This is a genomic window from Photobacterium panuliri, from assembly GCF_059920555.1.
Genome location: NZ_CP197193.1, coordinates 1417693 through 1430577, shown reverse-complemented (window position 1 = coordinate 1430577; position 12885 = coordinate 1417693). Strand labels below are relative to the sequence as shown.

Annotated in this window: 12 protein-coding genes; 8 read left to right on the top strand and 4 right to left on the bottom strand. The window is 51.2% G+C overall.

Features of this window, described 5'->3' with window-relative positions; all coding sequences use genetic code 11:
* Positions 1-55: 55 nt before the first annotated feature.
* Genes ACSF8X_RS22625 through ACSF8X_RS22610 form a run of 4 tightly spaced genes read left to right on the top strand, consistent with a single transcriptional unit; the run spans position 56 to position 3929 of the window.
* Positions 56-793, top strand: coding sequence for an outer membrane lipoprotein-sorting protein (locus ACSF8X_RS22625; RefSeq protein ID WP_500852151.1), 738 nt, complete (start codon positions 56-58; stop codon positions 791-793).
* A 1-nt stretch (position 794) separates the two neighbouring features.
* Positions 795-2081, top strand: a complete 1287-nt coding sequence (locus ACSF8X_RS22620; protein ID WP_500851560.1) for a hypothetical protein — start codon at positions 795-797, stop codon at positions 2079-2081.
* The gene (locus ACSF8X_RS22615; protein WP_500851559.1) at positions 2081-3172 is read left to right on the top strand and encodes a sensor histidine kinase; all 1092 of its coding nucleotides are present in this window, start codon (positions 2081-2083) and stop codon (positions 3170-3172) included. The genes ACSF8X_RS22620 and ACSF8X_RS22615 overlap by 1 nt, the downstream gene beginning before the upstream one ends.
* Complete coding sequence (locus tag ACSF8X_RS22610; protein WP_500851558.1) at positions 3138-3929, top strand: LytR/AlgR family response regulator transcription factor; 792 nt, start codon at positions 3138-3140, stop codon at positions 3927-3929. The genes ACSF8X_RS22615 and ACSF8X_RS22610 overlap by 35 nt, the downstream gene beginning before the upstream one ends.
* Positions 3930-3945: 16 nt before the next feature.
* Here the strand turns inward: ACSF8X_RS22610 and ACSF8X_RS22605 are convergent, their stop codons facing one another.
* Positions 3946-4869: a Rossmann-fold NAD(P)-binding domain-containing protein gene (locus ACSF8X_RS22605; RefSeq protein WP_053062338.1), complete on the bottom strand. Its 924-nt coding sequence runs from the start codon at positions 4867-4869 to the stop codon at positions 3946-3948.
* 100 nt (positions 4870-4969) lie between these two features.
* Between ACSF8X_RS22605 and ACSF8X_RS22600 the strand changes: the two genes are divergently transcribed.
* From ACSF8X_RS22600 to ACSF8X_RS22585, 4 genes are all read left to right on the top strand, one after another.
* Positions 4970-5854 (top strand): LysR family transcriptional regulator, encoded by an 885-nt coding sequence (locus tag ACSF8X_RS22600; protein ID WP_500851557.1) that lies wholly within the window; start codon positions 4970-4972, stop codon positions 5852-5854.
* 328 nt (positions 5855-6182) lie between these two features.
* Complete coding sequence (locus ACSF8X_RS22595) at positions 6183-7376, top strand: acetate/propionate family kinase (RefSeq protein ID WP_047876915.1); 1194 nt, start codon at positions 6183-6185, stop codon at positions 7374-7376.
* Positions 7377-7633: 257 nt separating this feature from the next.
* Complete coding sequence (locus ACSF8X_RS22590) at positions 7634-8737, top strand: methyl-accepting chemotaxis protein (protein WP_500851556.1); 1104 nt, start codon at positions 7634-7636, stop codon at positions 8735-8737.
* A gap of 217 nt (positions 8738-8954) precedes the next feature.
* A complete protein-coding gene (locus ACSF8X_RS22585) occupies positions 8955-9563 on the top strand; it encodes a hypothetical protein (RefSeq protein ID WP_500851555.1) in 609 nt (202 codons plus the stop codon).
* A 76-nt stretch (positions 9564-9639) separates the two neighbouring features.
* Here the strand turns inward: ACSF8X_RS22585 and ACSF8X_RS22580 are convergent, their stop codons facing one another.
* The 3 genes from ACSF8X_RS22580 to ACSF8X_RS22570 form a co-directional block, all read right to left on the bottom strand.
* Complete coding sequence (locus tag ACSF8X_RS22580; RefSeq protein WP_047876912.1) at positions 9640-11004, bottom strand: TrkH family potassium uptake protein; 1365 nt, start codon at positions 11002-11004, stop codon at positions 9640-9642.
* A 1-nt stretch (position 11005) separates the two neighbouring features.
* Positions 11006-11659, bottom strand: coding sequence for a potassium channel family protein (locus ACSF8X_RS22575; protein WP_047876911.1), 654 nt, complete (start codon positions 11657-11659; stop codon positions 11006-11008).
* Positions 11660-12098: 439 nt separating this feature from the next.
* A complete protein-coding gene (locus ACSF8X_RS22570) occupies positions 12099-12863 on the bottom strand; it encodes a transglutaminase-like domain-containing protein (protein WP_500851554.1) in 765 nt (254 codons plus the stop codon).
* Positions 12864-12885 lie beyond the last annotated feature (22 nt).

Genomic DNA, 12885 nt, shown 5'->3' with positions numbered 1-12885 from the left:
GGGGTTCGTTTTGTGGGGGGCATTATGTTCAGCGGTGTGGGGGACGCCAACGGAGATGGCCGATATGGTCGGGAAAGCAACGACTGCCAGCACGGAAACGCAGGATGCCGGACAGATGCTGGCCAGAGCCGATCACTACCGCAGCGATGGTGGTGATATCAAGGTGGTGTCGGAAGTCAGCCTGTATGAGGGGGGCTCACTCGATAAGCGCCGCCGTTACCATGTTTATACCCGGGCGGAGCGTGAGTCACTGGTTGTGTTCAAATCGGACGTGGAGGCCGGGCAGAAAATGTTGATGCTTGGTGATAACTATTGGCTGTTGATGCCCAAGAGCCGACGCCCGATCAGGATCACCCCGATGCAGAAATTGCTCGGCGAGGCGTCGGTGGGGGATATCTCGACCTTGACCTGGAGCCAGAACTACGCCGGCCAGTGGCGAGGCAGCGAAACGATCGAGGCTATTGATGGTAAGCCGGTGCTGGCCAACAAATTAGTGCTTGAGGCGACACTGGGTGGGGCGAGCTATCACCGGATCGAGCTCTGGCTTGAGGCGGGGAGTGATTTTCCGCTCAAGGCCAATTTGTATCTTCGCTCGGGGAAAATGGCCAAGGTTGCCTATTATCACCGCGGGATCCGGGATGGCTCACCGGCTGTGGTTGCGATGACCTTGCTCGACCAGATCCAGCCAGAGCGGAAAACGGTGATTGAATATGTGGCGTTTGCGCCGTCTGCATTGGCCGATAAGTATTTCAATCCCGCCTATCTTTCACGAAATGGCGTCTCGGAGCTTTAGCATGATTGATATGGCAGCGGTAAGGCTGCGAGCCTCGTTGTGCCTGTTGTTGGCGTTGTTTTTGCTGCTGCCTCAGCCGGCAAAGGGGCAGCCTGATGACTGGCAGCTCGAATGGGACTGGATGGTAAGTGCTGGCTATCACCATATCTCCGGTGCCAACCAGTATTCCGATCTGGAGGATGAGAGTGCACAGGTTGACGCGCTGCTGGATCTGCAATGGCAATACCGCCGCTGGTTGGGGTTATTTGCCCTCAAGGGAAATCGGCTGGTGGCATGGAACGATGATCAAGGTGGGGATGCTGAGGCTGAGTGGGTGATCCGGGAGCTGTTTTGGCAAGAGTCGGTTTCTGTTTTTGATCTGCCTCTGGATCTCACGCTTGGCAAGGTGCGCCTCGACTGGGGAGTAGGGTACGGTTACCGTCCGCTTGATGTGATCAAGCCATATCGTCGTAACCCTGTCGGGATCGCGGTCGAAGAAGGGGCCGGTGTCGCGGCGGTGTCCTATTTTGACGGGCTGGGGGAATGGAGTTGGTTGTATAGCGATTCCTCGTGGAACAGCCAGTCGGGTAGCCCCTTGGAGGAAGCGTCAGAGCAGCGGGGAGTTGGTGGCCGTCATTACCGGCTAGAAGGTGATAGTGAGTACCAATTCATTGCCTATTATGACGATGTCCGGCATGGCTTGCTTGGTCTCGGGTTTACCACTGTATCCGGTATGGCTTGGTCTTTCCACGGTTCGGCTCTTTACCAGCGCCATTACCAGCGCTACCAGCAGCCGGTAATGGCTGGGGGCGGGGTAACATTGGGTGAAGGCCGTGATGCGCTACAGTCCTTGATTGGGGCAACATGGACTGCCAGTAACGGGCATCAGGTGATTGCGGAGTATTGGTATGACGGCCGGGCTTGGAGTCATAGCGAATGGGCGCGAGCCGGGGCGGCTTTGGCCAATATGGGACGTGGAAAAGGGGATATCCGGATGAGCTTTGCCCATGGTTTCGAAGCGGTAAATTTACGGCAACATAATTTGCTGCTCCACTGGCAGCTTGACCCTAACGGCGGATATGGTGGGATTTGGCCGGAATCCTTGACGCCGAAGATTGATCTTCTCTACACCCCGGAAGATAGCGGGCATGTGGTGACCGGTTGGCTTGATTATACCGTGAAAGATACCGGGTCGATGCGACTTGGCGTGGAACTGGCTGTGCGTTGGTTTGGTGGCCCGGCAGACAGTGTGTACCGGATGCTGCCCGAACGACAGCAGCTGTTTTTGAATATCAAAGGGAGGTTGTGATGAGTGATAGGGCAGAGGAACTGGCGCATTACAGTTGGCGTCACTCGCTGATCCAAACATCAGTGATTTGTGTGGTGATAGCCGTTGTGACGTGGCTGATCTGGCCATCGAGTTATGTCGAGCATTTGGCGATCAGTCTGGGCTATGGCTACAGTGCCTTGGGCAGTGCCTGGGTTTTTCAACGTATATTTTCCGGCTTGCAGTACCGGCAGTTGCTGGTACTTGTGCTGTTGAGTGCGATGATTCTCGGAAGCCTTCTGGCCATGCTCTGGACGGGGACTGGCGTTCAAGAGTGGGAAGCCATGAAGTCAGTCATGTTGTTGGGTTTTCTGTTTACCGTCTTTTGCTTTTATTTTTTTTATGTCAGAGAGCAGAAATTTGTGGCGGAAAGGGCGTTGGAGCAAGCTCGCCGTCAGCAGAGCGAGCAGGAAAAAACGTTGGTGTTAAGTGAGCTGAAAATGCTCCAGAGTCAGATAGAACCTCATTTCCTGTTTAATACCTTGGCCAATATCAGCGCCCTGATCGACTATGACCGCGAGACTGCCAAGATCATGCTGACCAAGCTGACGGAGTTGCTGCGGGCAACGCTCAGTGCCAACCGTGCGAGGTTGGTCACCGTTGAGCATGAAATTGCATTGGCCAGTGCCTATCTTGCGATCCAGCAAATACGGCTGGGCAGCCGGTTAGCTTATACTGTCAGCAATAGTGGGGTTGGTGATAGCTGGTTGAGCCCCCCCCTGTTATTGCAGCCCTTGGTTGAGAATGCCGTCTTGCACGGGATAGAACCGCTTGCCGACGGTGGGCAGATAACGGTAGATATCTGTGAGCAAGACCGTCGGTTAGTGATGCGTATTAGCGACAATGGCATTGGTTTGGGCGGTCAGTCACAGCATATTGGACACGGGGTGGGATTGGAGAATATCCGTCACCGCCTTGAGGTCTTGTTTGGCTGCGGTGCCGGGTTGCAAATCAGAGGCAATACCCCGGCTGGCGTGGTGGCTGAGATTTGGATTGAGCGCGGCGCACTGGATGCATTGGTGGAAAAGGAGAACAGGGATGAACGAGCGCGCAACGGCAGTCATTGCCGATGATGAACCATTGTTGCTGCACCACCTGAACAAGGCATTGGCCGAGGTATGGCCCGAGCTTGAGATTGTGTGCCAGGCTCGCAATGGCCAACAGGCCTGGGAGGCCGCTTGCCAATATCAACCCGATGTGATGTTCCTTGACATTCGGATGCCTGAGCTCGATGGCATGGGCGTAGCCAGAAAAGTGCTGCAGCTCGGATCCCCGCCGTTGGTCGTCTTTACGACTGCTTACAGTGATTATGCGGTAGGGGCTTTTGAGCATGACGTTGTGGACTATGTCCTCAAACCGGTATCGGAGGCACGGCTTGAGAAAACGTGCGACAAGCTGCGCAGTCAGCTTAGGATGCGGCGTTCTGCCGATGTTCCAGCAGGCGTGAATACCCTGCTGGACGAGCTAAGTAGGCTGTCTGCGCCAAACCCGTGCCAATACCTCAAATGGGTGAAGGCGGCGAAGGGGGAGGATATCCACCTGCTGGCGGTGGGCGATATTCGTTACTTTAAAGCCGAGGACAAGTATGTTTCGGTATTTGTGGGAAAGGCCGGTGGGCCCGTGGAAGAGTATGTGATCCGTACCCCGCTCAAGGAGCTGCTGGAGCAAATAGATCCCCAGCAATTTTGGCAAATTCACCGTTCGACATTGGTCAATGTCGAGGCTATCGAGAAAGTCAGCAAGGATTTTACCGGCCGGATGAGTGTTCGGGTTAATGGTACGAAATTACCCGTAAGCCGCCGTGCACAGTCACTGTTCAAAGGTATGTAATTCAGGCTAGGGTTGATTACTGATCTTGCCGCCAACTTTGCTGTACCGCAATTTCCAGTGGTGTATGGACGAACAGATATTGCTGTGGCAGCAGATTTGAGGATGGAATGGTCTGTCCACATTGCCAGACGCTACGCATATGGGCCAAGCCGCGAAATACCGGAGAAAATAGAGATATGGCCTCAATAAGTCCCCAGCTGAGCTGGGTGACATTAACCGGCTTGCCGCAGGAAAGCGCGAGGCTGCGGGCGATATCTTGGATGCTGACCAGGTGGCCCGGGTAATAGCTGACTTCTAATTGGGTATGATGCGTTTTTTGGGTGGAGAGTTGATGGACGATATTCTCCGCAAAGTCAGGTAAGTATGTCCAATAATGACGTTGGCCAAACGGGCCGGGAGATTGCAGGGTCAGACTATTGTCGTTTTCCTTTATGAACATACCTAGGTAACTTTGTGGGCGGGCACAGCTAAGGCTGTGCCCGCAACACATCACGCTTATGCTGGCACCAGCGTCGGCGGCCGCGTTGAGCTGGCGGGTCAGCTTATGGGGGAGAGCGGTTGTGATAGGTGACGTTGCTTTCCAAAAAAGTAGCTTGGACAGGCGTGAATATTGGTGCTCGTAATGATTGGTCGTCAGCATCAGGTGACGGCCATGTTTGATGATCAGGGCCAATACCGTGTCGAGTGAAAAAATCACTTGCCCGCCCAGTGACGGATCGGGCAAGTGCAGGAAGACTGTATCGACATCTTGTATTAGTTGTTCTAAGAGTTCGACATCTTTCTCACCCAGTTCGGCGAGGGTCATGTCGGAATGCAAGGCGACCGTATGTTGTGGGTCATCGATTGCCGCCACCACATACCAGTTGTATTGTGATAAAGCCTTACTGATCAGGTTGCCCATTTCATATTCGGCACCAAGAACAAGGGCTCTTCTCATCATTACCTTCAACCTTGCGATTCATATCAAACTCAATATCAATAAGTTAAGTGCTTTTTACGTTTATAGTAAATAGACAAAACGGCATAGCAGGTATTTGATAATGCATAACATGGAATGGGATAGTATTCGGGTATTTTTAGCCGTTGCTGAAGAAGGGAGCATGTCGGCCGCAGCCTTGGCTTTGGGGATGTCGCAGCCGACCGTCAGCCGCCAGATCGTCGCCTTAGAACAGAAAGTGGGCTTTAACCTGTTTGACCGTTCGTCACACGGGCTGAAGCTGACAGACAACGGTGAGATTTTACTTGAAACAGCCCGGCAGGCCGCAAAGGGAGTCGAGGGGTTCAAGCAGCAAGTGGTGGCCTGCAAGAACAGTCATGAAGGGCATGTTCGTCTGGCTGTTGGGGAAATTGCCGCATTTTATTTTTTGCCCGATGCGCTGACGGCATTCCGTGAGGCGCATCCTGAAATTGATGTGGAATTGTTGGTAGAGAACAAGGCCGTCAATCTGAATAAGCGCGAGGCTGATTTGTTGATTTCGCGCGAAAAGCCTACCCAGCCTGATTTGGTGGTGAGTTATCTGCATGAAGAAGCGCTTGGGTTTTATGCTCATCGCGATTATCTGGCTGAGATGGGGACTCCGGCAGACATGGATGCCATGCACCATGAAGGCTACCACTTGATAGGCTATGATCAATTTGATTTCTATACTCGGGCGGCTTCGGAGATCGGTGGCAAGGTGACCAAGTCGAACTTCTGTTTTCGTACTGACAGCTACAAGATGCAGGTTGAATTGGCGCGCGCCAAAGCGGGGATTGCAGTGATGTTTGACTGTGTTGCAAGGCGCTACCCGGAGCTTGTGCCGGTGTTGCCGGGTACCCCGCTGCCCAAAACAATCTGGTGGCTGGTGAGTCATCATGACGTTCGGGTAAATCGACGTATTCAGTGTTTAATGACCTTTTTGAGGGCGTGGTTTCATCGCCGTTAATCTCATGGAAATTTAGGAGCTTATGCAATTTTTTTAATACATCAAAAATTATGGGCTGAATTTTGTACTTTGGTGAATAAATAAACGCATTTAAACGTTTTCGTTGCGCTTATCTTGATCTCAACCAGTGAAATTTCAATTTTTTGTTTTTTTCTCGAAACAAAAGTTGAGTTATTCAAAAAAAATTGAATAATGTAACCATAAAATATAAATCAGAAGAAAATGCTGCTCCACACATCTTCTTCTGGCTAAGGTCACTGGACCAAATAGACGTGTTCACGGAACAGCACGCTGTTTCAAAGCCAACAAATATTCTGATGAGATAACCATGAGCAATTCTCTAGTACTTGTAATCAACTCCGGCAGTTCTTCCCTGAAGTTTGCCCTAATCGATACCGTAAGCGGTGAAGCAACCCTGAGCGGTTTGGGTGAATGTTTCGGTCTACCAGAAGCGGTAGTGAGCTGGAAGATTGATGGCGAGAAGCACGAATATCATCTTGAAGCTGAAGGCAACCATCACCAGCAGGCTGTTGATCGCATCGTAATGCTGCTTGACGAGCTGGGCATGAAGCAGGATATCGTTGCTATCGGTCACCGAGTTGTACATGGCGGCGAGAAGTTCACCAAGACAGTGAAAATCGACGATACAGTACTGGAAGAAATTGAAAAGCTGAGCGATCTTGCTCCGCTGCACAACCCAGCTCACGTTATCGGTATGCGTGCGTCAATCAAGGCGTTCCCTAACCTGTCTCAGTACGCAGTATTCGATACGGCTTTCCACCAGACTATGCCGGCGAAAGCGTACACTGGCGCTATCTCACAGAAGCTGTACAAAGATTACGGTATCCGTCGTTACGGTTTCCACGGTACTAGCCACTACTACGTAAGCCGTGAAGCTGCGAAAATGGTTAACAAGCCAATTGACGAAAGCAACTTCATCTCTGTCCACCTTGGTAACGGCGCGTCAGTGTGTGCAATCAAGAACGGCAAGAGTGTCGATACCAGCATGGGCTTCACCCCGCTGGCTGGCCTGATGATGGGTACACGTTGTGGTGACCTTGACCCAAGTATCATTGAGTTCCTGCTGAAGAAAGGTTGGTCTCAGGAAGCTGTGTTTGATGAGCTGAACAAGAAATCTGGCCTGTTGGGCGTATCTGGCCTGACAAGCGACTGCCGCGGCATCATCGAAGCGATGGAAAACGGCCACGAAGGCGCGACACTGGCATTCGAACTGTTCTGCTACCGTGTTGCCAAGTACATCGGCTCTTACATGGTTGCACTGGATGAGCTTGACGCGATTATCTTCACTGCGGGTATCGGTGAGAACTCACAGCCAATCCGTAGCAAGATCCTAGAGAATCTGAAGATCTTCGGTTACCGCGAAGATGAAGACGCTAACGCAGCGGCACGTTTTGGCAACCGCGGTATTATTACCAAGCCTAACACGCCTGTGGCGATGGTTATCCCAACCAACGAAGAGTGGGTAATCGCCAAGGAATCAATGGAGCTGCTGCACGCTTAATAGCGGCAAGAAATCCATTAACCCCATACGTAACCGCCGGTATCATACCGGCGGTTTTTTTGTGCTTAATCCCTCAGAATTATCTCATTTGTGAATACAAAAAATAGCTTTTAGGTATGTTTGTCAATACAATACGCGCTGTTTTGCGCAGGGTATATACGCTGCATATTGTATTGTTTATTAATGTTTTTAAGTTGTTTGGCGAAGTTACCCTGATAATGATCGCCACTGTCCGATAGGTAAAATGGTTGTCGAATATGTTCAGTTTCGCCTTCAATAAGAATAAAGACGGTAACAATGCCGCAATAGATACATTAAGTGCTCAGTTAGATGAACAACGGAAAGAGAACGAGCGATTAATCACGACGATTAGCGAAACGCAGCAGCACGTTGAGCAATTGGAGTTATCCGTTGCAATCAAAGATGAGTTTATGAACAAGCTGCTTAAATCCGTTTCGCCGCTCGAATATATCCGAAGCAACATTGTCAGCGCGGCTGAGAACCTTGCGCTTAATCTTGATCAGCATGTGTCGGACAACAAAGATGGTATTGCCATCTTGAATATGTTCCGCGATACCCTCAATCAGCTTATTGGGCAGATCCAATCGAGTGGGGACTCACTCGAAGTATTGAAGCTGAACTCTGACGATATCGGCAAGTTTATTGTCACGATTAATAACGTATCAGAGCAGACTAACCTTCTGGCGCTCAATGCGGCCATTGAGGCTGCACGTGCAGGTGATCATGGGCGGGGATTTGCCGTTGTTGCCGATGAGGTACGCAAGTTGGCCCAGAATGCTAGCGATGCGGCCAGCCAGATCCAGAATGTGGTGGGTGAGATTAGCGGTAACACTCAAACTTGTTACCAGAGCTCAAAGTTCATCGAGACTCAGTGTACTCAATTGCACGACAGTATCGAAGAGCTGATCATGATTGTCAGTTCGCTGATCCTTAAATCCGAAGAGCTGTATCGATTGGTTGATATGAGCTATACCTCGATATTTCTCCGTCTGGTTCAAATTGATCATGTGGTATGGAAAGTCAGCATTTACCAGCGCCTTAGTCTGCAGAGCTTCAATAGCCAAGAGGTGGTCGATCACCACCGTTGTCGCTTGGGCAACTGGTATTATCAGGGCCGTGGCAAGCAGCTATTCTCGGGATGCCGTTCGTATCAGCAGCTAGAGCGTCCGCATGCCGATGTACATACCTATGGCCGTAAAGCATTGCAGGCATTTGCCGAGGGGAATCAAGCAGAGGGGATGCACTGTCTTGCCCAGATGGAAGAGGCGGCAGATAGCGTGATAGACCTGCTTAATGATCTGGAAGGGGAAATCGCGCAGGTTAAACAGCTTAAGCGTTAACTACTTTTAGAATGCAGAAAAAACCGCCCTGAGCCCTATGTTCAGGGCGGTTTTTTTATGTGATGACGGCATGATCTGTTTGGGATAGGGGGCGAATATTGCAAGGAACGTTAATGTCGGTCAAAGACGTCGGTGATAACTATGGTACTTTTCCTGCTGTATTATCTTGCTTTTTTATTGGCATTGCCGTTTTTATTATTTATCCACATGGTTCTTTATGAAAAAAAGATACGTTGTTTTGGGTGTTTTGCTCATCGCTATATTGAGTGCTTTCTTGGTCGATAATTTGAACTATAGGTTGGCAACCGTGGGTTATTTTATTGAAGATTATTGGATGATTCTTGTAGCTATCGTGATAGCAGCGGTTGGCTTCAAGCAGCCAGAGAAGAAAAAGAAAATACAGCGTTATGTTGTGGCTATGTTGTTGGTGGGAATTTACATCGGGGATTATTTCTATATCTCGGAGTATGAACAAGAAGAGGCATGGCTGTCCCTTGGGCAAGTTTCTGATATTTATGATTCAATGGGGCTCGAGTCCAAGATTGAGCCGCTGTTTATCATCAACACAGTGCGTTTGCCTGATGCCTCATTGTCTGATGTGAAGTCATGCGAGGATGCATTCGCACTGGCTAATCTGGTGATACTGCGTAAAAGGTATGACCGCAAAGAATATTCTTATTATATTTATCGTGAGATTGATGAAGTTATCGATGTCTTGCGTCAGGGCGGCGGTAGAGTCTATACCTATATCCAGAACAGCAGTGGGGAGAATGTCTGCCGGGCGTCAATGAAAGGGGCCGATCGTTTTTCGATGGAGAAGCTGTGACGTTGCTACTGTGATTGTATATCCATAAAAAAACCGCCAAAAGGCGGTTTTTTTGTCTCTGATCAACAGGTCGCATCTAGCCAATGGCCAGTTTGGTCTCCGGATAGCGTAGCTTGCGTGCCCGGGGGCTGGCGAGGAAATAGGCGAGGGTCAGCGGGCCGACCCGGCCGATAAACATCAGTATGATGATGATGGTCTCGCCGGCAGGGGTCAGGTTCGGGGTTAGTCCGCGTGACAGGCCGACGGTTCCTAACGCTGACAGGGCTTCGAACATGATATCGAGCATCGGGGCCTTTTCGGACAGGAGCAGGCCGAAAATGGCCAGCCAGCTCACCACGACCGAAATCATGGTAAGGGCCAGTGCCTTGCTGACGGTTTCGCGCGGGATTTCGCGTTTGAACACGAAGATCGCTTCGTCCCGGCGTAGGTACCCGTAAGTTGCCAGAATCATCACCATGAAAGTCACCACCTTGATCCCACTGGCGGTGCTTAGCGATCCGCCGCCGATAAACATCAGGGTCATGATGAGGGTTGTCGTGGCATCTTCGAGTTGGTCTATCGGCAGGGTATTAAAACCCGCCGTGCGGGGGCTTACTGCCTGAAACCAGGCCGCCAGCCATTTCCCGTGCTCGGAGAGATGCGCCAGGGTATGTGGGTTGTTGTACTCAATCATGTAAATGGCGATGACGGCGAACAGGTTGAGCAAGACGGTGCCGGTTATCATCATTTTGCTGTAGGGCGTCAGTTTTGACCAGCGTCGGTTGCGGTGCAGGTCGATCCATACCGAGAAGCCCAGCCCGCCAACGATGAACAACCCCGTAATCGTCAGGTTGACCACCGGATCTTCCACATAGGGCATCAGGTTGTCGGCGCTGAGGGCGAAGCCGGCATTATTGAAGGCGCTGATGGTATAGAAGAACCCGTGGAACAAGCTGGTCTTCCACCCGAGCTCGGGACTCCAGTAGGCCGCCAGAATAACCATTCCGATGCTTTCGACGAACAGGGCATAGGCCAGCACGTTCTTGGCGGTAGAGGCAAGGGTGGATGTGTCGGTTTGGTTGAATGCCTCTTTGGCCACAGTGCGCTCGAGGAAGCCGATTTTGCCGCCCAGCGAGATCAGGGTCACGATGGCAAAGGTCATCAGCCCCAACCCGCCGCACTGGATCAGCAGGGCGATGACGGTTTGGCCGAACGTGGTGAACACGGTACCGGTATCAACTACCGACAGTCCGGTAACGGTGACGGCGGAAGTTGCAGTAAACAGGCTTTGTGACCAACTTAGTGGTGCCGCTGTGGCAAAAGGAAGCTTAAGCAAGCAGGTGCCAAGCAAGATCAGGGCAAGGAAGCTGCCCGCCAGAATCAGGGGCGGCGCCCCTGTGATCTTCTTGGCGGCATTGGTCTTGCGCTCAAGCGGCGAGACAGAGGGATGCCACAAAACCATGTTACACCAACCTTGGGGCGAGGTATTTCAATTCGGCCCGGGTGCCGCACAATAACAGGATATCATTGGTTTGCAGTACAAAATCACCACTTAGCTGGGTGAAGGTTTCCTGATCGCGTTTGACCAGCAGCGGCTCGATATTGTCGCTGATATCCCCCAGCAGTTGGTTCAGCGTCACCTCGTTGAGGCAGGCTTGGATGGGAATCTCGACGACGTGCAGGCCGTGGCCAATCGACAGGTAATTGTTGACCATCGGGTAGTTGAGCGATTGGGCGACCCGGATCCCCATTTCCTCCTCCGGGTGGATGATACGCGAAACCCCTAGTTTAGAGACGATGGTATGGTGGGCCTTGGTGCTGGCTTTTACCCAGATATTGTTTACGCCACTGTTCTTCAGGGCAAGGGTGGTAAGCAGGCTTGCCTGCATGTCTTCGCCAATAGCGATCAGGACGGCTTCGCTGTTGCCCAGATCCATTTCACGCAGTGCACACTCGTCGGTGGCATCGCAGATCACCATTTCGGTAAAGTCTTCAGTATATTTTTCGGCAATTTTCGGGTCGCAGTCGACGCCGGTAACAGTATGGCCGAGGTGGATCAACTCTAGGCTGGCGGCGACACCAAAACGCCCCAAGCCAATGACGGTAAAATGCGCCATGGATAAGTACCTTGAATAGTTTGGTTTGATAGATAGTGACAGTAAACCACCACTGGCAATACCGTGGTGTCATGTCGTTATGTGGTGTGCCGGGAGGGCTAGGTAGTCACGGTGTATTCCTGCAACTGATAGGTTGTTTTCTCGTTGTTTGAGAGCGCGGCGGGATTCGCCCCTAAAATTGTGCGCTACATCACGGTCTCACTCTAGCAGAGGCCAACGTGCAGAACGCGCTTTAAATTTGCAATTTAGGATTGCCATATTGAAGGCGGATTTGGGCGAGTAATATGCATAAATGAAAGAGGGTAAATAATTAAAATTTTGTTTTTATTGATTTTTATTTTTTATTCCAAGATGGAAATATGCAGCGTTGATAGCGATTTACAGTGTGAATTGGATCGCCTGCCGTGATGTTGCGGCAGGCTGGAGATGACTGTGGTGGTTAATTATTGACCCCTGTGCGGCGCACTTTATCTACATGGCGGTTGATTAAATGGCGGATCAGCCAGCGGTAGGCGATATGTTTGAGTCCGCGGGTGTTGCTGCCGTAGCGCGAGAAAAAGCTGTCAGGGTCATTGAATACCCCGAGATCATCAGCAATGCCTTGTGCTTGGATATAGGTATCACTGCCGGTAAAGATATTCGGCGGGTTTTGCAGGCATGCAACGCTGATACCATAGCCACTGAATATACGCGTACCGGGGTGGGCTCGCTGAACCTGTTCGAGAAATGGCGTATCGATGATAAATCCCTCAAGATTAAGCCATCGCCCCTCCAGTTCGACCTCTATCCAGCTATGCAAAATCTTTTTGGGGGCAAGCGGCATAATGTAGTCAGGGATTGCCCCGCGCTGGAGTGCATTGTAGATGGTAAAGCCATGGAAGCGGCATGGTATGGCGAGGCTGCGCAACAAAGCCATAAGGAGGGTACCTTTGGTGTTGCATTGCCCGTAGCCGTCTTTGAGAACTTGGCTGGCAGGTAGGGTATCGTCACTGTTATAGCCAAATAAGATATCGTCGCGGACGAAATTATAGGCTTCGCGAAGAGCTGTTGCCGTGTCGAGTGCACGCCACCCCTTATTCTCGATAAGTTGTGATATGGCCGGATGGTTGTAGTCGATCATAGGGGTCGGCAGGAGTAGCCGTGGGTGCTTGGCTGGCGCGGGTATGTTGGAATCCGCTGTTCTGGGGGCTGTTGGTATGCTCATGGTGTATCCTCCCTGTTGGTAC